24 protein-coding genes and 1 pseudogene are annotated in these 23,643 nt (G+C 44.9%); 11 read left to right on the top strand and 14 right to left on the bottom strand.

Annotated elements, in window-relative coordinates; all coding sequences use genetic code 11:
• The first annotated feature begins 136 nt into the window (after positions 1–136).
• The 3 genes from FTU50_RS00230 to FTU50_RS00220 are packed head-to-tail and all read left to right on the top strand — an operon-like array spanning position 137 to position 3,650.
• Positions 137–1,138 (top strand): TAXI family TRAP transporter solute-binding subunit, encoded by a 1,002-nt coding sequence (locus tag FTU50_RS00230; protein WP_180046373.1) that lies wholly within the window; start codon positions 137–139, stop codon positions 1,136–1,138.
• Positions 1,138–1,635 carry a DUF1850 domain-containing protein gene (locus tag FTU50_RS00225; protein ID WP_180046375.1) on the top strand — a complete coding sequence of 166 codons (498 nt, stop codon included), beginning with the start codon at positions 1,138–1,140 and terminating at the stop codon, positions 1,633–1,635. The genes FTU50_RS00230 and FTU50_RS00225 overlap by 1 nt, the downstream gene beginning before the upstream one ends.
• The gene (locus tag FTU50_RS00220) at positions 1,632–3,650 is read left to right on the top strand and encodes a TRAP transporter permease (RefSeq protein WP_104471208.1); all 2,019 of its coding nucleotides are present in this window, start codon (positions 1,632–1,634) and stop codon (positions 3,648–3,650) included. Before FTU50_RS00225 ends, FTU50_RS00220 begins: the two co-directional genes overlap by 4 nt.
• Before the next feature lie 53 nt (positions 3,651–3,703).
• On the opposite strand, the gene apbC is transcribed toward FTU50_RS00220, so the two are convergent.
• Positions 3,704–4,981 carry an iron-sulfur cluster carrier protein ApbC gene (gene apbC / locus FTU50_RS00215; protein ID WP_180046377.1) on the bottom strand — a complete coding sequence of 426 codons (1,278 nt, stop codon included), beginning with the start codon at positions 4,979–4,981 and terminating at the stop codon, positions 3,704–3,706.
• Positions 4,982–5,231: 250 nt separating this feature from the next.
• Here apbC and metG point away from each other — a divergent pair, with 250 nt between their 5' ends.
• The 3 genes and pseudogenes from metG to FTU50_RS00200 form a co-directional block, all read left to right on the top strand.
• The gene (metG, locus tag FTU50_RS00210; RefSeq protein WP_180046379.1) at positions 5,232–7,289 is read left to right on the top strand and encodes a methionine--tRNA ligase; all 2,058 of its coding nucleotides are present in this window, start codon (positions 5,232–5,234) and stop codon (positions 7,287–7,289) included.
• 58 nt (positions 7,290–7,347) lie between these two features.
• Positions 7,348–8,061, top strand: a complete 714-nt coding sequence (locus tag FTU50_RS00205; protein ID WP_045796304.1) for a hypothetical protein — start codon at positions 7,348–7,350, stop codon at positions 8,059–8,061.
• 43 nt (positions 8,062–8,104) lie between these two features.
• Positions 8,105–8,239: pseudogene (locus tag FTU50_RS00200) on the top strand (hypothetical protein); the annotation flags it as partial.
• 269 nt (positions 8,240–8,508) lie between these two features.
• Here the strand turns inward: FTU50_RS00200 and FTU50_RS00195 are convergent.
• The gene (locus FTU50_RS00195; RefSeq protein WP_180062620.1) at positions 8,509–9,531 is read right to left on the bottom strand and encodes a hypothetical protein; all 1,023 of its coding nucleotides are present in this window, start codon (positions 9,529–9,531) and stop codon (positions 8,509–8,511) included.
• A gap of 115 nt (positions 9,532–9,646) precedes the next feature.
• Here FTU50_RS00195 and FTU50_RS00190 point away from each other — a divergent pair, with 115 nt between their 5' ends.
• Positions 9,647–10,618 carry an MBL fold metallo-hydrolase gene (locus FTU50_RS00190; protein ID WP_180046383.1) on the top strand — a complete coding sequence of 324 codons (972 nt, stop codon included), beginning with the start codon at positions 9,647–9,649 and terminating at the stop codon, positions 10,616–10,618.
• A gap of 449 nt (positions 10,619–11,067) precedes the next feature.
• Positions 11,068–12,255, top strand: coding sequence for an ammonium transporter (locus FTU50_RS00185; RefSeq protein WP_104499094.1), 1,188 nt, complete (start codon positions 11,068–11,070; stop codon positions 12,253–12,255).
• Between the two features lie 73 nt (positions 12,256–12,328).
• On the opposite strand, the gene FTU50_RS00180 is transcribed toward FTU50_RS00185, so the two are convergent.
• Positions 12,329–12,952 (bottom strand): LysE family translocator, encoded by a 624-nt coding sequence (locus tag FTU50_RS00180; protein WP_104488681.1) that lies wholly within the window; start codon positions 12,950–12,952, stop codon positions 12,329–12,331.
• Positions 12,953–13,187: 235 nt separating this feature from the next.
• On the bottom strand, positions 13,188–13,394 hold the full coding sequence (locus FTU50_RS00175) for an NF038215 family lipoprotein (RefSeq protein ID WP_180046387.1): 207 nt from the start codon (positions 13,392–13,394) through the stop codon (positions 13,188–13,190).
• 160 nt (positions 13,395–13,554) lie between these two features.
• On the opposite strand from FTU50_RS00175, the gene FTU50_RS00170 reads away from it, so the two are divergent.
• A complete protein-coding gene (locus FTU50_RS00170; protein ID WP_180046389.1) occupies positions 13,555–14,415 on the top strand; it encodes a 1-aminocyclopropane-1-carboxylate deaminase/D-cysteine desulfhydrase in 861 nt (286 codons plus the stop codon).
• A 25-nt stretch (positions 14,416–14,440) separates the two neighbouring features.
• Here the strand turns inward: FTU50_RS00170 and FTU50_RS00165 are convergent, their stop codons facing one another.
• From FTU50_RS00165 to FTU50_RS15450, 3 genes are all read right to left on the bottom strand, one after another.
• The gene (locus tag FTU50_RS00165; RefSeq protein WP_104499095.1) at positions 14,441–14,770 is read right to left on the bottom strand and encodes a hypothetical protein; all 330 of its coding nucleotides are present in this window, start codon (positions 14,768–14,770) and stop codon (positions 14,441–14,443) included.
• Positions 14,771–15,033: 263 nt separating this feature from the next.
• On the bottom strand, positions 15,034–15,702 hold the full coding sequence (locus tag FTU50_RS15455) for a hypothetical protein (protein WP_257222776.1): 669 nt from the start codon (positions 15,700–15,702) through the stop codon (positions 15,034–15,036).
• Between the two features lie 3 nt (positions 15,703–15,705).
• On the bottom strand, positions 15,706–16,695 hold the full coding sequence (locus tag FTU50_RS15450) for a YncE family protein (protein WP_257222775.1): 990 nt from the start codon (positions 16,693–16,695) through the stop codon (positions 15,706–15,708).
• Between the two features lie 330 nt (positions 16,696–17,025).
• Between FTU50_RS15450 and FTU50_RS00155 the strand changes: the two genes are divergently transcribed.
• Positions 17,026–18,228, top strand: a complete 1,203-nt coding sequence (locus FTU50_RS00155) for an NAD(P)/FAD-dependent oxidoreductase (RefSeq protein WP_168395417.1) — start codon at positions 17,026–17,028, stop codon at positions 18,226–18,228.
• Between the two features lie 24 nt (positions 18,229–18,252).
• On the opposite strand, the gene FTU50_RS00150 is transcribed toward FTU50_RS00155, so the two are convergent.
• The 4 genes from FTU50_RS00150 to FTU50_RS00135 all read right to left on the bottom strand — a co-directional run bounded on the left by FTU50_RS00150 (position 18,253) and on the right by FTU50_RS00135 (position 21,126).
• Entirely contained in the window at positions 18,253–18,399 is a 147-nt protein-coding gene (locus FTU50_RS00150; RefSeq protein WP_016659361.1) for a hypothetical protein, read from the bottom strand.
• Positions 18,400–18,532: 133 nt separating this feature from the next.
• Positions 18,533–18,724 carry a hypothetical protein gene (locus FTU50_RS00145; RefSeq protein ID WP_075167146.1) on the bottom strand — a complete coding sequence of 64 codons (192 nt, stop codon included), beginning with the start codon at positions 18,722–18,724 and terminating at the stop codon, positions 18,533–18,535.
• A 79-nt stretch (positions 18,725–18,803) separates the two neighbouring features.
• Complete coding sequence (locus tag FTU50_RS00140) at positions 18,804–20,594, bottom strand: mechanosensitive ion channel (RefSeq protein WP_168390793.1); 1,791 nt, start codon at positions 20,592–20,594, stop codon at positions 18,804–18,806.
• A gap of 199 nt (positions 20,595–20,793) precedes the next feature.
• On the bottom strand, positions 20,794–21,126 hold the full coding sequence (locus FTU50_RS00135; protein ID WP_005179600.1) for a hypothetical protein: 333 nt from the start codon (positions 21,124–21,126) through the stop codon (positions 20,794–20,796).
• A 442-nt stretch (positions 21,127–21,568) separates the two neighbouring features.
• On the opposite strand from FTU50_RS00135, the gene FTU50_RS00130 reads away from it, so the two are divergent.
• Positions 21,569–21,991, top strand: a complete 423-nt coding sequence (locus FTU50_RS00130) for a hypothetical protein (protein ID WP_034598216.1) — start codon at positions 21,569–21,571, stop codon at positions 21,989–21,991.
• 93 nt (positions 21,992–22,084) lie between these two features.
• Here the strand turns inward: FTU50_RS00130 and FTU50_RS00125 are convergent, their stop codons facing one another.
• From FTU50_RS00125 to FTU50_RS00115, 3 genes are all read right to left on the bottom strand, one after another.
• Complete coding sequence (locus FTU50_RS00125; RefSeq protein WP_180046391.1) at positions 22,085–22,435, bottom strand: hypothetical protein; 351 nt, start codon at positions 22,433–22,435, stop codon at positions 22,085–22,087.
• 48 nt (positions 22,436–22,483) lie between these two features.
• Positions 22,484–22,729 carry a hypothetical protein gene (locus FTU50_RS00120; protein WP_180046393.1) on the bottom strand — a complete coding sequence of 82 codons (246 nt, stop codon included), beginning with the start codon at positions 22,727–22,729 and terminating at the stop codon, positions 22,484–22,486.
• A 95-nt stretch (positions 22,730–22,824) separates the two neighbouring features.
• Positions 22,825–23,586, bottom strand: coding sequence for a ferredoxin--NADP reductase (locus tag FTU50_RS00115; protein WP_034597870.1), 762 nt, complete (start codon positions 23,584–23,586; stop codon positions 22,825–22,827).
• Between the last annotated feature and the right edge of the window lie 57 nt (positions 23,587–23,643).

Below are 23,643 nucleotides of genomic sequence, written 5' to 3'. Positions count from 1 at the left end.
ACTGTTCAAGTTCAAATTATTCGGTTAATTTTTAACTCAACAAGCTGCCTTAATCAGAATAACCAGAACCAGCTTTAAGTTTGAAATCTTTCAATATTTCAACAATGGATGACGATAATAATCACAGGAGAAGTCAATGAAAAAATGGACGCAACTGACCTTACTGACGCTGGCCTTAGCTGGTGTAAGTGCTTGTTCCAATGATCCGGGCCAGAACAACACCCAGGCCGATCCACAAAGCAGTGCCGCTGCTGCCGACAAACTGCAAACCCGTTTTGTCAGTATTGCCACGGGTGGCGCCTCCGGTCCCTATAACGTGATCGGGACCAGTCTGGCCGAACTGTATAACAAAACCTACGGCGTTAACTCCAAAACCCAGACCACCGGCGCTTCGGTTGAAAACCTGAACCTGCTAAAACAGAATAAAGTCGAAATGGCTTTTGTGATGAGTGATAGTCTGACCGAAGCCATTCAGGGCACAGGCAGCTTTAAAGATAAAATTGGCAATGTGCAGCAAATTGCGGCTTTATATCCTAACTATGTGCAGATTGTGGCTTCAAAAAAATCCGGGATTCGCTCTATTGAAGATTTAAAAGGCAAACGTATTGCCGTGGGTGCACAAAACTCCGGGGTGGAAGTTAATGCGCGTACCCTGCTGAACGGTTTTGGGATTAGCTATGACGATGTCAAAGTCGATTACCTAGGTTATGCCGAAGCCGCCGATGCCTTAAAAGGTGGCAAACTGGATGCGGCCTTCCTGACCAGTGGTATTCCAAATTCATCATTGATGGAACTACAACAGAGTTTTGATCTGCAACTGGTGAGTATTAATGCAGATAAAGTCAAACATATTGCCCAGAACCAGTCGTACTTCCTGCCAATGGTGATTCCAAAAGGCACGTATGGCAATGCAGAAGATGTGCAGACCGCGGCTATTATGAATGCCTTGGTAGTACGTTCCGACCTGTCTGAAGATGATGTGTATAAACTGACCAAAACCTTTTTTGAAAATTTAGGCAATTTGGCCAATGCCCATCAGGCCGCTACCGATATTACTCTGGAAAAAGCCCAGCAAGGTCTGGTTGCACCGCTGCATCCGGGGGCGAAACGTTATTATGATGAGGTGGCAGCACCTTAATGTTCAGCTATAAAAGTGCAGTGTGGGCTGCACTTTTTCTGTTGGTGCTGGTCATCCTGCTCGGCCTGTGGTTTCCGCAAAGTTATACTCTGGTCAAGATTGAAGAGAGTCGCAAAGGCCATAACACCAGCTGTGTGATTCGCGCGCCACAGTTTCAGTTGCAGTGGCAACATTCGGTAGAAAAAACCCGCTGGCAGGAACATTATCAGCGTGAAGATCAGCATTTTATTTTAACGCATACCGACCTGGTGTCCTTTGGTGCCGGTACGCCGGATCATTATCCTGTGCTGCGCCAAGCCAATGGCCAGGTACGTATGCAGGTCAATCATCGTTTAAAAGAATTACATTGGACCATTTCACGCCGTATGCAAGGACAGCTCCAGATCAATCAGAAACGCTGGCCCATTGCCGAAGATTTTCCTGATTACACGGTGGTGCATTTTTCGGTACAGCAACGACCGTTCTGGAAATGGTGGGGTCAAGGAGACTGCGTATGACACAACAAGAAAAAGTAACCATTGAACAGCTGGATGAAAAAGAACAGCAGGCCCTGCTGGAAAAATTTGACCGGGAATCGGTCACGCGTCAGCCTCGCAGCAAATCGGTCAGCTGGTTTATTGCCGCGATTGCCATCAGCTATTCGCTGTTTCATCTGTTTATTACCTTTAACCCGCTTCCAGAACTGCTGCAACGCTCGGCGCACGTGGCCATTGGTCTGGTGCTGGTATTTTTACTTTATCCGGCACGACAGTCCAGTTCCCGCCAGCATGTGGCCTGGTTCGACTGGATTCTGGCCCTCGCCTCTCTCGCCTCATTTTTATATTTATGGAAAGAATATCAGGCCATTATGACCACCCGCGGCGGGATTCCCAATGTGCTGGATATTGTGTTTTCAATTATGACCGTGGTGCTGGTGGTCGAAGCAGCACGACGGGTCATGGGCTGGATGCTGCCGATTCTCGGACTGATTTTCCTGGCTTATCCTTTTATCAGTCATTTTAACTGGATGCCGGAACGGCTACTGACCCGACCTTATACCGTGAGTGATATTTTCGGGCAGATGTATCTGAAAACCGAAGGCCTGTATTCATCGGCGATTGGCGCATCGGTGACTTTCATTTTCCTGTTTATTTTATTTGGCGCTTTTCTGGCCAAATCGGGGATGGGCAAATTATTTAATGATCTGGCCATGGCACTGGCCGGACATAAACAGGGTGGCCCGGCCAAGGTGGCGGTTATTTCCAGTGGCTTTATGGGCAGTATTAATGGTACAGCAGTGGCGAATGTGGTCGGCACCGGTTCCTTTACCATCCCGCTGATGAAAAAGATTGGCTATCACAAAAATTTTGCCGGCGCCGTGGAAGCCAGTGCTTCGGTCGGTGGACAGATTTTACCGCCAGTGATGGGCGCCAGTGCCTTTATTATGGCGGAAACCACCGGCGTCAGTTATGGTACCATTGCCTTAGCCGCGACCCTGCCGGCGCTGTTGTATTATTTAGGCGTGATGGCCCAAGTCCATTTTCGTGCCGGGAAAGACAACCTAAAAGGGGTACCCAAAGCAGATTTACCTCGGGTTAAAGAAGTGCTAAAAGAGCGCGGACATTTGCTGATTCCGATTGTGGCGCTGGTGTTTTTCCTGTTCCAGTCAATTCCGGTCAGTTATGCCGCGGTGTATACCATTGTGCTTACGGTTATTGTGGCAGCCTTTAGAAAATCTACCCGCATGGGAATTCGGGAGATTCTGGATGCCCTGGCCGATGGTGCCCGGCAGTCCTTATCGGTGATGGCGGCCTGTGCGGTGGTCGGGATTATCATTGGGGTGGTCAGCCTGACCAGTTTCGGTACTGTCATGACTTCATCCATTATGAGTATTGGTGCGGGCAGCCTGTTCCTGACCCTGTTCTTTACCATGCTGGCTTCCATGATTCTGGGCATGGGCCTGCCTTCGATTCCGGCCTATATCATTACCGCGACCATGGCTGCACCAGCCTTGGCCCATTTTGATATTCCGACCTTGGTAGCGCACATGTTTGTGTTCTATTTTGGTCTGTTTGCCAATATCACCCCGCCAGTGGCGCTGGCCGCCTTTGCCGGTGCCGGGATTGCTGGCGGCGACCCGATGCGGACCGGTTTTCAGGCACTGAAACTGTCACTGGCCGGTTTTATTGTGCCGTTCCTGTTTGTATATAACCCGGCCATGCTGATGATTGATACCACCAATGTGGCCGTTAATGCGCGTGAATTTGCCTTCCCGGCCTGGACCACCATTGTCAGCATTACCGTGACTTCGGTTATTGGGATTCTAGCCTTGGGCGCGGCGGTCGAGGGCTATTTCAAAACCGGTTTAAACTGGTTCTGGCGAATTTTCATGGGGGTGGGTGCCTTAATGATGATTATTCCGGAAACCTATACCGATATTGCCGGTACCATCATGGTGGTGATTGCAGTGGCTGTTAATGTGCTGCAAGCCAGAAAGCAAAAATCGACGCCATCCGGTTTATCATCTGCCTAAAACAAAAGCCCAATCTGAAGATTGGGCTTTTTTCTATTCACTACATTACAGAATTAAAAAATCCGGTTCTGGTCTTTGTCTGCTTTTGGCAGTTTATCCATAATTTTCTGGGCAATTTCCCGATAGCTGTCGGCTGCATCATCTTCGGCAATCACAGACGGTTTACCGGCATCGGCATTTTCACGAATCTGTACATTCAGCGGCAAACGGCCCAGTAATGGAATATCGTATTGCTCGGCCAGTTGATCGCCACCACCGGTCCCAAAAATTTGCTCTTCAAAACCACAGTTAGAACAGATGTGCGTCGACATATTTTCAATCACACCTATCACCGGAATCTGTACACGGTTAAACAGCTCAATGCCTTTGGTCGCATCCATTAAGGCTACGTTTTGCGGTGTAGTGACAATTACGGCACCCGTGACCGGAATACGCTGCGCCAGGGTTAACTGGATATCACCGGTTCCCGGCGGCATATCAATCACCAGTACATCTAAATCTGGCCACAAGGTCTGATTGAATAACTGCATCAGGGCACCCGTAGCTTTTGGTCCACGCCAAGCCACCGGGGTATTATGATCACCAGTTAAATGACCAATCGACAGCACCGCCATCCCATAAGCATCTAAAGGCACAAAATGCTCGGCTTCAATCATCGGGGTTTGGCCGGCATTGCCGAGCATGGTTGGAATACTCGGGCCATAAATATCGGCATCCAATACACCCACTTTCAGACCCAGCTGTTGCATCGCCAAGGCCAGATTAACGGTAGTGGTTGATTTTCCAACCCCACCTTTACCGGATGACACCAGAATTACGTTTTGAATACGTGGATGTTTTGGCACATCACGCTGCTGCGGTGCAGCTTTTTGAATTGGCGCTTCTTCTTGCTGGGGTTGATAGTTGGCATTGGCTTGCTTGAGCGCATCTGAACTTGCCGAAGCATCGACCACAGGTGGCAGACTGGATTTTGCTGCAACTTGTGGCTTGCTGGAACAGCTTTCACCTTCGGCATGGTTATGACCACAGCCGCCCTCTTTTTTCGCCCCGGTTTTTTGCTGCACCACATGCAGATTCAGTTCCTTGATGCCGCATTGCTCGAGTACATCGGCCAGTTCATCATGAATCTGCTGCAAATACTGTTTTTCTTCCGGATAAGTATTGATAGTTAATTGCAGGATTTGTCCCTGTACATTGACCTGAGAAATACGCTCTTTGAGTGCGTTTTGGGAAGCAGGAAGTACATAGTTTTGCAGTACCTTCTGGATTTCTTCCTCTTTCACCTCCTGTGCAGGAGCAAAGACCGATTTTAGTGAAGAAAGCCACGACATAAAGTTACTCCAAATCTGGATATACAACCGAATGCCCTAGTTTAACGGGTATTTAAACGAAGGTTAAGCCAGTGCAGCCACAGGAATTATAAATCTTAGTCAAAGACTTGGTTTTTTCTGTTTTTTCGGCACAGAAATGCAGATTTTATCCGGTCCTGAAAAGAATTCACCGATTCCCTTGTGCAAGCCTGCATCATCTAAGGTAAAATCGCGGACATTGCATAATGAATACGAATGAGAGAGTTAATCCGTGCGTAAAATTTTAGTCACCAACGCCCTTCCATACGCCAATGGTCCAATCCATATGGGCCACTTACTCGGTTATATCCAGGCAGATATCTGGGTTCGTGCCATGCGTGCAATGGGCCATGAAGTGACTTATGTCTGTGCGGATGATGCTCACGGTACCGCCATCATGCTACGTGCTGAAGCCAACGGTATTTCACCAGAACAGCAGATTGCCAATGTTCAGGCCGAACATATGCGTGATTTTGCCGGCTTTAAGGTCGATTTTGATCATTATGATTCTACCCATAGCGACACCAACAAGGCGCGCGCGCAAGAAATTTATCTCAAGAACCGTGATGCCGGCAATATTGCCGTTCGTCCTGTGACACAACTGTTCGACCCGGAAAAAGGCATGTTCCTGTCGGACCGTTTCATTAAAGGCACCTGCCCGAAATGTAAAGCCGAAGATCAGTACGGCGACTCATGTGAAGTCTGCGGAACTACGTATAACGCCACTGAACTGTTAAATCCAAAATCGACGTTAAGCGGTGCAACACCTGTCGAGAAATCGTCAGATCATTACTTCTTTAAATTGCCAAACTTTGGTGAATACCTGCAAAAATGGACACGTGACGAAGGTCGTTTACCTGTTTCAATCGCCAACAAGTTAGATGAATGGTTTGAAGCAGGTTTATCGGATTGGGATATTTCTCGTGATGCACCTTACTTCGGCTTTGAAATTCCGGATGCGCCAAATAAATATTTCTACGTTTGGGTTGATGCACCTATTGGCTATATGTCGAGCTTTGAAAACTACGTCAAAACCAAACGTCCAGACCTGAATTTTGATGATTACTGGAAAAAAGATTCTGACAATGAGGTCTATCACTTCATTGGTAAAGATATTGTCTATTTCCACGCGCTGTTCTGGCCAGCAATGCTGGAAGGTGCCAACTACCGCACCCCAACCGGTTTATTTGTAAACGGTTTCTTGACTGTAAATGGTCAGAAGATGTCGAAATCTCGCGGCACCTTCATTAAAGCAGAAACCTATTTACAGCACTTGAATCCGGAATATCTGCGTTATTACTTCGCGTCTAAACTGTCTGATAAAGTTGAAGATTCTGACCTGAATCTGGATGATTTTGTGCAGAAAGTAAACTCTGACTTGGTGGGTAAAGTAGTGAATATTGCCAGCCGTTGTGCCAAATTCATCAACACCAAATTTGATAACAAGTTAAGTGCAACCTGTGCCGAGCCTGAACTGGTGCAAAGCTTTATTGACGCTGGTGATTCAATCGCGCAAGCATACGAAGCACGTGAATTCTCTACTGCGATTCGTGAAATTATGGCACTGGCGGATAAAGCCAACCAATACATCGACGAGAAAAAGCCTTGGGCGCTTGCGAAAATTGAAGGCGAAGAACAGCAAGTGCATGATGTGTGTTCTGTCGGGATTAACCTGTTCCGTCAATTGGCGGTTTACTTGGCGCCTGTATTGCCAACATTGGCTGAACAAGTTCAAGCCTTCTTACAACTCGACAGCTTTGACTTTGCATCACGTAAAACTGTATTAGTTGGTCATGAAATTGCATTGTTCCAACCGCTCATGCAACGTGTTGACCCGAAAGCGGTCGCAGCGATGGTCGATGCATCTAAAGATTCTTTAGCTGCGCCTGCGGAAGCACCAAAAGCGGAAAAGAAAAAAGAGAAGAAAGCTGAGAAAAAGCCAGAACCGAAAGTCGGTGAAGCTGAAATCATTAATATTGATGATTTTATGAAAGTTGACCTACGTGTGGCTGAAGTCTTAGAAGCAGCTCACGTTGAGGGTTCTGACAAGCTTCTTCAATTGACGTTAAATGTGGGTGAAGCTGAGCCACGTAACGTATTTAGCGGTATTCGTGAGTTCTATAAGCCTGAAGACTTAAAAGGCAAACTGGTGGTGATGGTGGCAAACCTTGCACCACGTAAGATGCGTTTTGGTATTTCAAACGGTATGGTACTCGCTGCGGGCAATGGCAACGGTGTTTGGGTGATTTCACCTGAATCTGGTGCTAAACCAGGTGATAAAGTGTCTTAATTGATATTTTTAAAATAAGGCTTCTTCGGAAGCCTTTTTCATATAAAAAGGTACAACCATGTTAAGAAAAATATCCATATTGATTATTAGTTTGTTCATCTCACTGATGGTACATTCCACTGAAAATGAAATAACATATAAATTTAGTCCGACTATTCAAATAGCGAAAGATAAATATCAAAAGCTTATAAATTCATTAATGTCTGATCCATCAGCACCGAACTCAATTTCATATTCACCTGAATTAGATCAATTATTAAAAGAAAATAATGAAGCAAAGATCAATCAGTATATTAATGTAGAAAAAAGAAAATACCTTGCGACCTTAAATAAATATATTTTACAGGGTGATCCATCTGCATCTATGGCTCTTCTTGAATTCGTATTATTCTTCAAAGAAACTGAACTAAAATCTGAAATTGATATAAGCCCTATTGAAAAATTATCAGATCAAAATAATGCTTATGCCTCGTATTTACTAGCTCAACACTTTGAATATGATCCCACCAAATATCTAAAATTCTTAGAAAAAGCAGGCGAACAAGGTTCACCTATCGCACAAAGAACACTTGTCGATGAGTATAATTTTCGATTACCTAAAAAGTTACAAAGTATAAAAAAAGCAGAGTATTGGAAGCAAAAAGCGATAGCTTCAATGGGTTCTGATGAGTATGAAGAAGAAGTTTGTAAGTTAGCAAATTGCGATACTGGAGAGTTCGAGCTTGTCGATTTCTCTAAGGACATTGAGAAAATATTAAATCAATCAAAATAATAGTCTTTCTTATATCCCATTCTATAAATAGCGATTACTCTCTGTGAATGCAAACCTTGCACCACGTAAGATGCGTTTTGGTATCTCGAACGGTATGGTACTCGCTGCGGGTAATGGCGAAGGTGTTTGGGTGATTTCACCTGAATCTGGTGCCAAACCGGGTGATAAAGTGTCTTAATATTTGAGATTAAGATGAGAAAAAGCCTCTACGTTGTAGGGGCTTTTTTATGCCTTTAAGTTCCCTCTCCGTTTTTAAAGGAGAGGGTTAGGGAGAGGATTATTGAATCACAGCCCCATTTTAATCTGCGTTATAAAATATATTTGCTTTGCATAGGCATTCCCTTACTTTTGAAAGATCAAAAGTAACAAAAATCTCTTGTTCACTTGATGATACGTCCCTGTACCACAAGTGAACGGCGACATCCATGTCGCCTCCAATAAAATAAATTACGACTGAGAATTCTGCTTTTTAATCACTTCTAACAGAACTGATGTTGATTTTAAAACTTCAGCATTCGCTTTTGCCTGTTCTTGAATAGAAGCTGAATCTTCTTTTATTGAATCAAATAAATTTTGTCCAAAATAACGCTTTGCTAGATCTGCTCGAATTTCATGTTGTTTTTCTTCAGGCAAGTGAGTAAGAAATTCAGGTAATGCTTCTAACTCCATGTACGTTTGATGTGCTTGCTCTGAAATTTTTCGATAAAAACCAATTTGCTTAAAACAATATGTGAACAAGGTCACAACTACCCCAATTATTGCCACCTTAACAGTAATAACATTTACTAAACTCAAGGTTTCAAAGAAATTTCTTGCATATAATTGTGCAAAAATCAAAGCTAGTGAAAGGACAATCAGTAAGATAATAAATGCTTCATAAAGGTGTACTGTATCTTTATAGCTTTTATATTTTCGTTTATAGATTTCTTTAGTCTTGCGAGCAGATGCTTCACCCTTATAAAGTTTCAAGTCATTTATTAGTTCATTGACCTGCTGTACTTTATTCTCAAACTTAGGATTTATTTCTTTGTTTATTTTTTCATCTAAACGATTAAAAATTGGTGTACAAGCAATAGCGAAACCATGAATAATTTTATAATTAGTAATTAAGACCTGAGAACCTTCAAGCAAAAAATACAATCCACCCTCACCAAAAGTTGGCAGATTGGTTTCTGGCAATACATGCGAAAATCCCCTAAATACAATTGTTAAATTATCCAATTCTGATTCAATTGAATTAGCAAAGAAAATCTGCTGTTCTTGTTGCCAACTATCAATCAATGTCAAAACTGTGCTGCTTATATTTTTACTTTGATAAATACTGCCACGCATTAATCTAATCGATTGATACAGATCTGATACTTTATTTTTCTCTTGTTCTTGTATGAACCTTTCAATGAAGACCTCATCTGAATATTTCTCTAACTCTGAAATAACCTGTTCTAAATATTGATGATAGTTTTTTAACAACTTAATTACATCTCGCATAGTTTTTTAATTGTCAATCAATTGATTAAATATAAGCATTAATATATTTATAAAAACGTGCTAAAACAATTTCTTCCTTAATAATTTATAAGAACCCATGAAAACTTTAAAACCAATCCTTCTCGCTCTAAGCCTAAGCACTACAACTTTCACCACAGTCCAAGCCGCTGAACCGACCATCCCCCAACAAAAACAGGTCGCGGGCTATTATCAGCATCAGTTTGGGCCTTATCAGATTACCGCCCTGCTCGATGGCACCAACTATCTCAACCGCTCACAATTTAAAGGTGCGGCAGATCAGGAAGTCAGCGAGATTCTGAAAAAATACTATGCCGATCAAGCCAAAGGCATCCAGACCTCCGTCAATGCCTTTCTGGTGAATACCGGCAGTCAGCTTTATCTGGTTGATAGCGGTGCAGCCAGCTGTTTTGGCGATCACTTAGGTTCAATCTATAACAATTTAAAAGCCTCAGGCCATCAGCCTGAACAAGTGAATGGTGTCTTTCTGACACATTTACACCCTGACCATGTCTGTGGGATTTCCAATAATGGTGTAGCCAATTATCCCAATGCAACCTTGCATATTGCCAAAACTGAATATGATTTCTGGCTCAATCCCAATACTGTAAAAAAACTGCCTAAAGATAAACAGGCTGGCTTTTTGGGTACGGTGGAAAAAATCAAAGCGGCTTTAGCACCTTATGAAAAAGCGAAAAATATTAAAGTCTTTTCAGACAAATCTTTAGCATTTGGTGATATTCAATTTAAGCCATCATTCGGGCATACACCGGGACATTACAGTTTTAAATTAAAGCATGAGCAGCAGGAACTGGTGTTTATTGGCGATATTGTGCATTCGCATACCATTCAGTTTGATAAACCTGAAACCGCCATTGAATTCGATATTGACCCGAAAGCAGCAGTCGAAACTCGCTTAAAGCATTTTGCTGAATATGCCAAAGACGGTCAGACTATTGCGGCCGCGCATTTACCGTTCCCGGGCATCGGCCATATTTATTCAAAAGATGGTAAAAGCTATCAATGGATTCCAGTACATTTTACTGATTAATTCAGTTCTCTTGAGCTAAGTCACTTTTATAAACAGAACCCCGCTAATGGGGTTCTTTTGTTTTACATCCAGTATTCCTTGCTATTTTTTCGCACTTTTTCTGTTCCTACACGCAACCACATTAGCCCTCGCAGCAATTTTCGCCTTAATTTTTAAAATTTTCTAAACAGTCCAGCCTGTTTCAAAATGCACCGTAAACATACAAACTGCTGCACATCTTTGTATCAATCAATTTAAATCCTTCAAAAATAGCCAATAATATTGAATTTTACAGCGTTCAAAAAAGACTTGATTTGGTGCAAAAAACCGCACTGTGCTTTATATCGAGTCTTATTCATTTCACGAAATTCTTCATCAAAATTTCCGCAGTCTGCCCCTCTTTTACAATCTATTCGCCTCGATATACTGAGTTTCTTTTCCTGATCCCGTGCACTCAATTGGAACGCACAATGCCAAATATCGACTTATTATTTCTCCTTCTTGGTGCAGTGCTGGTGCTGGCCATGCATGCCGGATTTGCATTTTTAGAGCTCGGCACCGTTCGGCATAAAAATCAGGTCAATGCCCTAAGCAAGATTCTCACAGACTTTGCTATTTCTGCAGTGGCCTATTTTCTGGTGGGCTATTACATTGCCTATGGCCAGCATTTTTTCCATAGCTCGACCACTCTGGCGGCCGATCATGGCTATAACCTGATGCGCTGTTTTTTCCTGCTGACCTTTGCAGCGGCGATTCCGGCCATTATTTCTGGTGGGATTGCCGAACGTGCCAAAATGCGTTCGCAGGCCTTGGCGACCTTATTTCTGGTGGCGCTGATTTATCCATTTTTTGAAGGGATGATCTGGAATGGCAACTTTGGTCTGCAACGCTGGCTGGCACACAGCTTTGGTGCCAGTTTCCATGATTTTGCCGGTTCGGTGGTGGTGCATGCCATGGGGGGCTGGATTGCACTGGCCGCGGTGATTCTGCTGGGCGCGCGTTATGGTCGCTATAAAAAAGATGGTCGTATCAGTGCGCATCCGCCTTCGTCGATTCCTTTTCTGGCTTTGGGTTCCTGGATTTTAATTGTCGGCTGGTTTGGCTTTAATGTGATGAGTGCCCAGCGTCTGGATGCCATTTCCGGACTGGTGGCGATCAATTCTTTAATGGCGATGGTCGGGGGCACAATAGCCGCTAAAATTGCAGGCAAAGATGACCCGGGCTTTTTACATAATGGTCCACTTGCCGGTCTGGTGGCCATCTGCGCCGGCTCCGATGTGGTACATCCACTCGGTGCCTTTGTGATTGGCGGCATCGCCGGGATTATGTTTGTCAAACTCTTCACCTATACCCAGAATAAACTCAAGATTGATGATGTGCTTGGTGTCTGGCCCTTGCATGGCGTATGTGGTGCTTTTGGTGGACTGGCAGTCGGTATCTTTGGGCAGCAATGGCTTGGTGGTATGGGGGGCGTATCCCTGATCTCCCAGCTGTTCGGCACAGCGCTGGCAATTCTGATTGCACTGGCCGGTGGTTTCCTGATTTATGGCATGCTTAAACTGCTGATGGGGATTCGTCTAAGTCAGGAAGAAGAATTTAATGGCGCAGATTTATCCATCCACCGGATTTCTGCCAATTCTGAAGAAAATATGTTCTAAGATAAAAAAGCCTCCGACAAAACGGAGGCTTTTTTGAGATATATTGATCAACGATCAATACAATTTAAACCATCTATTTCATACCAAAAATCAGTTTTAGCCCCAATAGCGTCATCACCACACCGGCCGCACGATCAAACACTTTTTTAAACTTTAAATAGACTGCGCGCGGTTTTTCCGCCGATAGTGCCACCGCCAGCAAGGAACACCAGCCGGCATCAATAAAGAAACACAGAATAGGCAGGACAAAATAAAAATACAGCGGAATCTCTTTGGGTAATAGCGCGGTAAAAATACTGGCCAGCACAATGGCAATTTTAGGATTCGACAATTGGGTAATCAGACCGGTCATAAAAGCACGGTGTAAGGACATTTGTGTGCCGGCAGCATGATCGGCCTGAATCGGGTCTTTGGCATGTTTAATAATTTTAAATGCCAGCCACAGCAGGTATAAACCGCCACAAATTTTTAAGGCCAGATAAGCCGATGGCACAGCCAGTAAAAAGGCCTGTAAGCCCAGCACCGCAAGCAAACCAAAGATGGCTGCGCCCAAACCGGTGCCCAGCGCGGTAAACAGACCATGCTGACGTGAAATCGCAATCGAGTTTTTCGCCACATAAATTGATGTTGGCCCCGGACTCATGGCCCCCAACATCAATGCCAGCGCAATTGATCCCAAAATAAAAACGGATTCCACAGTCCTATCCAATACAATGATCTGCCGGCATTTTACAAGCAAGTACTTTGAATATCTTCCTATTTTTTACCAGTTGTTTTGATTTTCACGATATTTTTCACTATAGATCTTTATACTGACCTTATAAAATTCACTCCGTATTTTAATCAATCTGCTGAAATTTGCTTGCCATAAAAAAGCGCCCAGATACCAGCATGGCCTGAGCGCTTTTCAAGATCATCAATTAAATACAATATTAATAAATCTGTGATGGATCGGTCTGCTCTGGCCTCACACTCGCTTCTTGCTTGGGCACCAGATAATCCTGATCATGCACCGGCACACCGCCAATAATCATGCTGCGTGTTTCTTCCGTTTTCGGCTGGTTTAAATCTCTGGTCGGGTCACAAGCTGCCAGTAAAGCGCCCTGGATTAAAATAAGCAGGAAGATGATTCTTTTCATCATTATTCTCCCTTTCTGCAAGGTCTATCTGTTTATTTTTTACACAGTTACTGTTTTTATGCAAGCCTGATCCAGCTTTTATCGTGAGAGATTATTTAAATGTCTTTACTGACCGCGCCCCGTTTTCAGTTAGAATTGTCAAAAACGTTCCGTTCTGTCTATGTTTGATTCTATTGCCCAGCAAGTGCCTTATCAGCACATTGAATATCGCCACCAGCGCATCAGCATCAAGCGGCTGGATCTGATTCATCCGCAGATTTCGGGCAACAAGTTTTTTAAACTGAAATACAACCTGCTGGCCGCCCGGCAACAGGGGTTTGAAAAAGTACTGACCTTTGGCGGAGCCTATTCCAATCATATTGCTGCAACCGCTTTTGCCGCACACCAGTTTGGTTTTCAGAGTCTAGGCATGATTCGCGGTGAAGAACTGGCGCAGCGTCCTCTAAACCCGACCTTGGCCACGGCACAGCAATTTGGCATGCAGCTGGAATTTATCTCCCGAAATGCCTATCGCCAGAAAGATCAGCCCGATTTTTTGCAGCGCCTGCAACAGCAATATCCCGATTTTTATCTGATTCCGGAAGGTGGCACCAATGCGCTGGCGGTTCAAGGCTGCCGGGAAATTCTGACAGCGGAAGATGCGCAATTCGATCTAATCTGCTGTGCTGTCGGTACGGGTGGTACGCTTGCCGGATTGATTGAGGCCAGCCAGCAACATCAGCAATTGTTGGGATTTTCGGCCTTAAAAGGTGATTTTTTAACTCAGGAGGTCGCGCAGCTCACGACCAAACGCAACTGGCGTATTCTGGATAATTATTGCTGTGGCGGTTATGCCAAAACCACACCCGAATTAATCCAGTTTATTCAGACGTTTGAGCAGCGTTATAACATTCCGCTGGAGCAGGCTTATACCGGCAAAATGCTGCGCGGCATCTTTGATCTGATTGATCAAGATAAAATTGGGCCAGACCAGAAAATTTTACTGATTCATACTGGCGGGCTACAGGGACGCGCGTTTTAAAGCATTAGCTTCAAGTGCAGTCTATTTATGATACCGGCTGGTTATTGTTTAGCGCCATCAGGCCTTTCACCAAACGGTAGATATGCCAGATAAAGGCCAGCAACAGCACAATAAAACCAATCAGAATGGTGGTCAGAACCGCACCGACCAGATAGGCAATCAGCGTCACCCAAAAGGTTTTGATTTGCCAGTTCACATGACTTTCCAGCCAGGTACCACGCATTTCCGCGCGTTTTAAATAATTCATGATAATGGCAATAATTGGCGTAACACCGACAAAAAAGCCGACGATATACAGAATATAGGTGATCAGGTTGTATTGTTTGAGCTGATCCAGCCCCGCGGTTTGATTCATTGATTTTTTCCTTTTTTATAAAGTCCGATACCAGATATAGATGTCTAGCCGACATTTCTGTTTATTGTTAAGCAAATCAAAGTGCAACTGCGTCAAGTTGAAGCTCGACATCTTCATATAAACAGATCATAAAAAAGTCTGATGAAAGTTTTGTTGATGATCTGTATGTGCTGTGAAATTCAAAGTTCGTCTGTTGTCACGTCCTCAATCGGGCTTCCATCCAGCGGATACAGTTTCAACTGGATGGAAGAAAAAATCAGAACTTAAGGCTGATTGGTCTCTGGCAATGGATTGGCGGCAAAATAGCGCTCCAGATGATTCACATGTGAATCCGGACGTGGTCGGCGCATATTTTCTGCGACCCCGTTATAGAGCTCAGCCCGTGGCGTTAAGTGGAATTTATTCAGCTCTGGGTCCATATACGGCAAGCGCTGTTTACGCTGTAAATATTGATGCAATTGCTGATTAATTTCCTGTAAACCATAGCCACCTTTGGCCCAGGCGCTGTCGTGGCTGCCCCAGTGATGGCCGAACTCATGGCCCACAATGCCAATACTGGTATTAAAATAATGCGCATAGAACAGCCAGGTATCGACTCCCAGCACATTTCGTCCACCTAAACCGCCGCCCACGGTGGTCACCCCGAGCATCACTTTGCCACGGTTCATAATCTCATCATAATATTTTTGATACTCCGCTGCGGTAAAGTAACCGCCATCTCCGACCACTTGGCCCTTGTTGCCAAAGAAGTCATGCCCCATGACCGCTTTATGGTTAAACCAGATGTGTTTAAACTCAGGGCTATTCACCAGATAGGCAAAATTGGTAATCATAATCACCCATTCACGCGCATAGGCCGGGGTAATTTTGCCCCAGATGCTGTAAATTTGCCGATAAAATATTATCCATATAAAAATGGCGCAGGTTTTCATTGGTCAGGGTTTCCCAACTTTCACCATCTTGCAGCACATAACTGCGGCTGGAAAAATATTCTGTAGATTTTGCGTATTTGGTAAAGCTGAACTGTCGATCCGGCCTGAAGTATGGGCTGCATAAAAACGCTGGTCATCCGCGGCATGAAATACCCGTGTTCCCACATTTTCCTGTCGCGTCGCCGCCACGTTGGTTGCGCCTTCTTCAAGATGAGTCAGGTCATATACATAGCTCATGCCATTATTAAAACTGGCATACAGCAAATTACCGACAGCTTCCAAACGCGCACTACAGTTATAACCACAGTTCGGCAAGGACAAACGTGCATATTTTTTGGCTTTTAAATGATTGGTGCTACTGATCTCACTTTGCTTCCAGACATTAATCCGGCTATGCGTATCTGTGGCAAATACATATTGATCATTCGCTGCCACCGACATGGGATGCACCACCACGGTATTGTGCTGATCACCCGACCAACTGCCGGTTCCCAACGACATCAGAAATTGTGGTTCGCCTGAGCCTAAATCAAAGACATCGACCCGGTTAGACGAATAAGAAGCCGCATATAAGCGGTCGTTATGTACACTTAAATCAAACAGCCGATTCCACGGCCGACCAATGCCGGAAATATTCTGGGCATGGATCGAACTCAAGACTCGCTTGGCTTTCAGGTCATAACGCAAAATGCTTGCCTCGGCGCTGTCATTGGCCACATACAAAATATCCTGATGCACCACCATCGCTTTCGGATTCCAGCTGTCCAGACCAAAAGTCTGGGCACTAAATTCGGTGGCCAGATCTGCAAAGCGAACGTCATTGATCAAGCTGGCAGTGACAGGCGTGGTATCAGGTGTTGAACCAGGTGAAGTTGGCGTCACAGGAGCCGGTGCAGATGGATTTGAAGATGCTGCCGTATTGCTGTCACTGCCACCGCAGCCAGTGAGAGCAATACTCAAAATTACCGCCAGGCTTAATAATGTTTTATTCATTGTGTTCCCCAAGAGACAAAGTCATGACATAAAAAATATGTCTAAAAATTGCTATTTATTCTGAACAACAATGCCCCTTTAATAAATACTAAACTATTGATTTAAAACAACTTAAAAATAAAACCAGATCGAATAAACACGACTTTGCCGCGTAAAAAATCACCTTGAAACAGTAAAATGTGGCCTTGCTAACGATGATTTGGTTTATTGATAGACCATTCCTGCTTTATAGGAAAAGTAAATATTCTGCGCACATTTCAATCTGGAAAATGCGGCATCATCAAACGATAAAGTCTATAATAGTCCGCTTTCATTTTCTCTCGGTGCAACATGGCAACAGCAAATCAATACGATGTTCTAGTTTTGGGTGCCGGTGCGTCTGGTTTAATGACCGCCTATATGGCTGCCCAGCGCGGACGCAAAGTATTGGTGCTGGAAAAAGCCAATAAAGTTGGCAAGAAAATCCTGATGTCGGGCGGTGGTAAATGCAATTTCACCAACCTCTATGTCGAGCCAAGCAACTATATTTCACATAATCCGCATTTTGTGATTTCCGCGCTCAGCCGCTATACCAATTGGGATTTTATCGGGCTGGTCTGCGAATATGGCATTGACTATGAAGAACGTAAACATGGGCAGCTGTTTACCTTAAATGGCGCCAAAGACATTCTGAATATGCTGCTGGCCGAGTGTGACAAAACCGGTCTGGTCGAGATTAAAACCAGCTGTGAAGTCAAAGCCATGACCGCCATAGATGATTTGGGTTTTCAGGTCGCAACCACTTTAGGTTATTTTCAGGCAGAATCTGTGGTGATCGCCAGTGGCGGCCTGTCCATTCCGACGTTGGGAGGGTCCGGAATCGGTTATGAAATTGCCAAGCAGTTTGGCCATCATGTCTATCCGACCCGTGCCGGCTTGGTGCCGTTTACCTTTTCCGACAGTTTTAAAGAAGTCACCACCCGCCTCAGTGGTAATGCTGTAGAGGCCACACTTTCCAATACGCTAAACAGCTTTACCGAAGCTTTGCTGTTTACTCACCGCGGTTTAAGCGGACCAAGTTCGCTGCAGCTGTCCAATTACTGGGATGTCGGCCAAAGTTTTCATATCGACTTCCTGCCGGCCGTGGATTTAGCCGAGTTTTTTAAAGCCAAAAAATCCAGCCAGCCGAAAGTGCTGTTACGTACCTTACTGGCCGAACATTTACCGAAAAGTGTGGTGGCAGAGCTGCAACAGCTGATCTGGCCGGAACAGGCGGAAAGCGCCATCGGGCAGCTGAGTGATGAAAAACTGGAGCAGATTGCAGCGCGCCTGCACAGCTTTGAAGTCAAACCGTCAGGTACCGAAGGCTACCGTACCGCAGAGGTGACTTTAGGTGGCGTCGATACCACTGAAGTTTCTTCCAAAACCATGGAAAGTAAAAAGCAGAAAGGCTTGTATTTTGTCGGTGAGGTGCTGGATGTGACGGGCCATTTAGGTGGTTATAATTTCCAGTGGGCCTGGGCGTCAGCGCATGCCGCCGCCCAATATGTCTGATGGTTTATAAAACTAGTAGATGAATTATTCCAGATAATCTGTGCGCAATAAGCACAGATGATTCTGGCGTTGTACACGTAAAATGGTCTGCTGCATTTTCATCACGGCGCACTGAATATGCTTTGGTAATACTGCCGGCTGTTCTGATTGTTTTAAGCTAATTTTTAACATAAGGTCTTCCCCAAATAGACTTTCGTCGATTTTATTCCCTGAATATTTCATACAGATTAAATCTAAGCATCTAAAATATATGAAATATTTATTCCTTTTTTATGAAGCTTCACTATAGCAAAAAATTGTTCATTTATACAACATCATCGACTTTGGTCGCAGCTTGCCCGGTATCGCCCGAATCATCAGCGCTCTGGCCGGGTTGGTTTTGATTTTGGTTTTGAGTTTTGGCAAAAATAAATTTATAGGCGCTGGCCAAAAAGCCAATGGTAATCCCTGCAATCACTACGGGTGCAAAAAGATTGGAAGGCGCTTTCTTTTTCATCATTCTGCTTCTCCAGTTTTCAACAAAAAACGAGGTCGATCAACACTCAGTTTGATCGACCTTGTAGATAGATGACAGGTTATTTCGGGTCATCTTTTTGTGGTTGATGTGCATCGACATCCGGTTCTTTTTCACCAGTTGAACCAAACGGATTATTGCTGGCCGGATGCGCCGGGTCTACCTTTAGCGTATCAGGCGTAACCTGATCTGCACCCGATGCTTCATCTTCCTGCGGTGCAGTGGTCAGTGTTGCCGGTGTGGTATTCGACAAATCCGTAGTCATGGGAGTATTTGTCTCTTGTGGCGAGTCCTTTTTGTTCATTGGATTTACTCCTGGGGTCGTAAAGCCACTATTGGCCGCACTATCCAGCTCCTGTTTCAACGGATTCGGCTGCTTGGCTTCGCGTTTGGCTTTATCAATCAGATCGGTTAAAACACGTTCTGCCGGTTGACGGCCACCCAGACCAAAGGCCAGAGCAAAGGCCACCGCAACTGCACCCAAGGTTAAACCGAAGGCCAGGTTCACAATAGAATCGGCAATGCCCATGGCACGTAAGCCCATTGCCACGACCAGACCCATAATCAGTACGCGTACCAGCGTCGCTAACCAGCGTGAACTGTTGTATTCACCACGCTCGACCACTTTGGCCACCGCATTCGCCAGCCAGAAACCGACCACCAGAATGACCGCGCCCAGCAGGATATTGGCACCGAAGTAAATGAACATGGAAATCAGACCACTTACCTGCTCGAAACCAAGACGGTTAGCCGCTTCAGACACAGCAAACAGCATGGTAAAGAACACGATCAGGCAGCCGACCATGGTCGATACTTTGGTGGTACCGAGGAAACGCTGTACGCCCAGTTTGGCCGGAATTTCATCAACACCCGTGCCTGAAATAATTTCAACCACCAGATTAGCCACGAAACGCGACACCACATAGGCGATGATCAGAATTAAACCAGCGGCAATAATATGCGGAATTGCATACATGATTTCATGCAGCATGGCGGTTGCCGGCTGAGAAATCGCCTCAATACCCAAGGCTTCAAATGCAATGATTAATGCAGTAATGATAATAATGGCGAAAACAAAAGAACCGACCAGCTTCGGCAAGTTAGAGTTCTTGAACAGACCAATTTTTTGCGCCTGCTGTTGCAGATTCAGACTGCCAATTAAACCTTCGACAATACCACGGACAATTTTGGCCAGAATATAACCGACAAAAATAATCACGCCGGCAATAAAGATATTCGGCAGATAAGAAATGGCTTCAGTGACCATGTTTTGTACTGGATATAACAGGCCGTTTAAACCCAGAATCGACAGCACAATTGGCAAGAACAGTAGCAGGATTAACCAGTACACAATATCACTGATATTGCGGCTAATCGGGCTAACCCCGACATCGGCACTGAGCTTTTCATCTAGCTGGGTACGGTTCAGTACGCGCTGCAGGCCCATTTTGACCAGCGTTGCGACAATCCAGGCAATAAAACCGACCGCAATGGCTGCCAGCAACTGGGGAATAAAGACCAGGAAGCTTTGAATCATATTGCTAAACGGCCCACTGACACTTGTCAGGTTCAGCACATTCAGCGCCGCGATAATCGCGATAATCATGATAATCCAGAAGGCAACTCTGGACAGGATACTTTCTACATTGGGACGGTGCCCGGTGGCATGCGACAGCTTCTGGTTGGTGCCCAGCTTTTCTAAGCCTTTTTTAATGGCTGCACCGACAATTAATGCAATAATCCAACCAATAATAAGTATGGCAATCGCCGATAAAATGGGATGAAACTGTTCCCAGTAGTACATGGCATCGAAGCCTGCACCTCTCGGGTTTCCATCAAAATAATCATTCATATGTCTTGCCCTCTTGTTATGACTTTCTACATTCGTTGTTCATGGCAAAAGATGCGCATCTTGATCATGGTAAAAATGAAAGGTTTAAGTACTTTGTATTTTTAAGTACCGTGTTTTTATGAAGTACCAAGCGTGTAAGAATGCACGGCTATCGCAAAAAACCCTGAACTGACGGTCAGGGTTTATGCAATCTTCAGACTTATTGAGCGGTGGCCGTAGCGGTATCGCCATCAGTGGCAGTGGCTGAATCACCATCTACAGCGGTGCCAATGTCGCCATCCACACCTGTGGTCGCCACACCTTCTTCAGCCATTGCAGGCGTACTGTTATTGGGTGTAGCCTGTTCTACATTGGCATTCGGATGCCCAGGTGGTGCCTCACTCGGTTTAGGATCACGATCCGCAAACATATACACCACCAGTGCCAGCAGAAAAACACCCACAGCAATCAAGATAAAAACTGGCATACGTTTTTTCTTTTGTACTTCTTCTGCGCTTGTGACATGAGGTGGCTTGTTAAAATCATGGCTCATGTTTCCCTCACTTCTTTTCTATTCGCTTGTCGAATTTTTATACTAACAAGAAGCATTGTTGTGTTGTGTGACAAAGCATTGTGAGATGGTGAAAAATGTAATTACAAAAAATGAAGTTTTTTACTGCTTTCATTTTATTCAAAATTTTGACGTAAACTGGATTTAGCAGCTGACAGGACTTGTATACTTTTTAGTCGCAATAAGCAGATGAATAACTGATGCAAAATTAGAAGAATAAGCACATGAAAAGGAATATAGAATCGCCTAGATGAGAGAAAAAATTCAGCAGCCTGAGCATTCTCCAGTGCTGATCAGCCCCTCATTGCTTGATACAGCAAAATGCCAGGTAACAATTTGCTTCAGCTCGCCCACCACAAGCGCTGCCTTAACGCATACAAATGCGCTATAATATGTCACTCTTTTTTTCATGCTCCAGAATTTTATGGCGTATCGTCAACAAAGTGTAACGCTTGATCTTGACACTGACGTCACACATCAATGTGCTTTGCACTACACGCGTGATCAGCATTTAATCGGGATTATTGAGTTCAGTAAACCGAGCTTTCTTCTAAAATGGGGCGATCTGGAATATTTCCGCCGTCGTACTGAAGAGTTTTCAGTGATGCCGTTTCCAGACTGCATTAATGCCATGGTGATTGATGTGCGTAATGTCGCGGCCTGGCTCGATAATGAAGTGCCGATTATTCCATGGCGCTTACTGGAAGAAGAATGTCCAGTGCGTCTGGTGGTCCCTGCAGACCGTGTCGAACACTATGCCGGCTTTTTTGAACCGACCTGGCTGACTACTGATACAGAAACAGCGATTCAGGAAATCCGTCATTTTATGGATATGTTTGTGCATTAAGCATATTCAAGTGGTGCTGACACTTCATCAAAAAACCTCATCTGAATCATACAGATGAGGTTTTTTAATAGAATATACGTTTCATTTAATCCGCTAGCGAATGGTAAAAATACACTGCTGCTTAAAACTGGATTTGGGTAGCCAGATCAGCTGTTTATAGCGCACCTGATCAATTCCCAAACTTTGCATTTTCTGGCGTGTATAGCGCCAGCCAATACAATCTTGATAGCGCGCATATTCAGGCGCTTGCCCTGCTGTAGTCGATGCCTGCTGGACCTGAATTTTCTGGAAAAACGCGGTTTCTCTGGCGCGCATCGGGCCAATATACTGCTGATAGGCCTGCTCCATGTCTGCATCATCAAACTGCATTGGTTGCATGGCGCCGCCATGCCAGCCCAGCTGACTGCGCCAGTTCAGATATTTGACCTTTCCGGCCGGAAACACATAATTGGCGCAAGAAGAAAAACAGTATTGCCCGACTTCTACATTCAGCTAATGCGCATAGACCAGATCACCCAAATCCATTCCCAGACCAATTTCACCACCTTGACTGGTGATTTTCAGGGTCTGTACTTGCGGGAACTGCTTCAACAAGGCAGCTGCACGGGTATTGGCATCTTGGCTGAGCGGGCCAGTATAGATCAGCACATCTTCTTGTACCGTCACTTCTGTTTCCGTGCCTGTGATATTTGCCTGTAGCGTAGTTGCCGCCACTAGCGCGACGCTGGCCATAAGCATGGATTGGAACACTTGCATCACATCCTCACAGAACTAGAGAAAATAAACCGGGCTGAAAATAGCAAATCATCAAAGTAAGCCTGTAGAATTCAAGCTTACCAGTAGTTTTCTACTGCAATATTGCCTTCTCCACGGCGATTCATGCTCAGGCCACGCGCTTTTAGGGCTTCTTTGGTATCTTCCACCATTTGTGGGTTACCACATAGCATCACATGACTGCTGTCCGGATTAAAAGACAGGCCCACGGCTTTTTCCAGCTCGCCATTGGCGATTAACACCGGCAGACGGTCATGCAAAGGTGCGTTCGGATCACGGGTAATAATCGGCACAAATTTAAAACCTGTATGCCCTTCGCCAAAAGTCGCTGCAATTTCTTCAATCCGCTCGACATAGGCCAGTTCAGCGGCAGTACGGACACTATAGACCAGATGGATATGCTGGTATTTATTCCAGGTGTCAAAATCTTGCAGCATCGACAGGAACGGCGCCAGTCCGGTGCCGGTACCCAAAAGCCATAAGTCTTGTGGCAAAGGCAACTGATAGCGCGCCAAGGTTAAAAAGCCATACGGTACTTTTTCCAGATACAGCTCATCGCCAACCTGCAGATGTTGCAGATTGGAAGTAAAGGCCCCATCAGGTACGACAATTGAAAAGAATTCCAGGGTTTCATCAAAAGGTGAGGACACCACTGAATAGGCCCGCACCACCAGTTCATCGCCGACTTTAAGGCCAATACGCGCAAATTGCCCGGCAGTAAATTTAAAGTGGGCTGGACGCGTCATGGTAAAGCTGAACAAGGTATCGGTCCAGCGATGTACAGATAACACCGTTTCTAGGCTAAATTTTTCAATTGACATAATTTGTACGTGGCATGAAAGACTGCGCTCATGGTAGCATGGCAGCATAATTTATTA

The organism is Acinetobacter sp. YH12112 (assembly GCF_013418945.1).
GTDB lineage: Bacteria > Pseudomonadota > Gammaproteobacteria > Pseudomonadales > Moraxellaceae > Acinetobacter > Acinetobacter indicus.
This window is presented reverse-complemented; position numbering and strand designations above follow the sequence as displayed.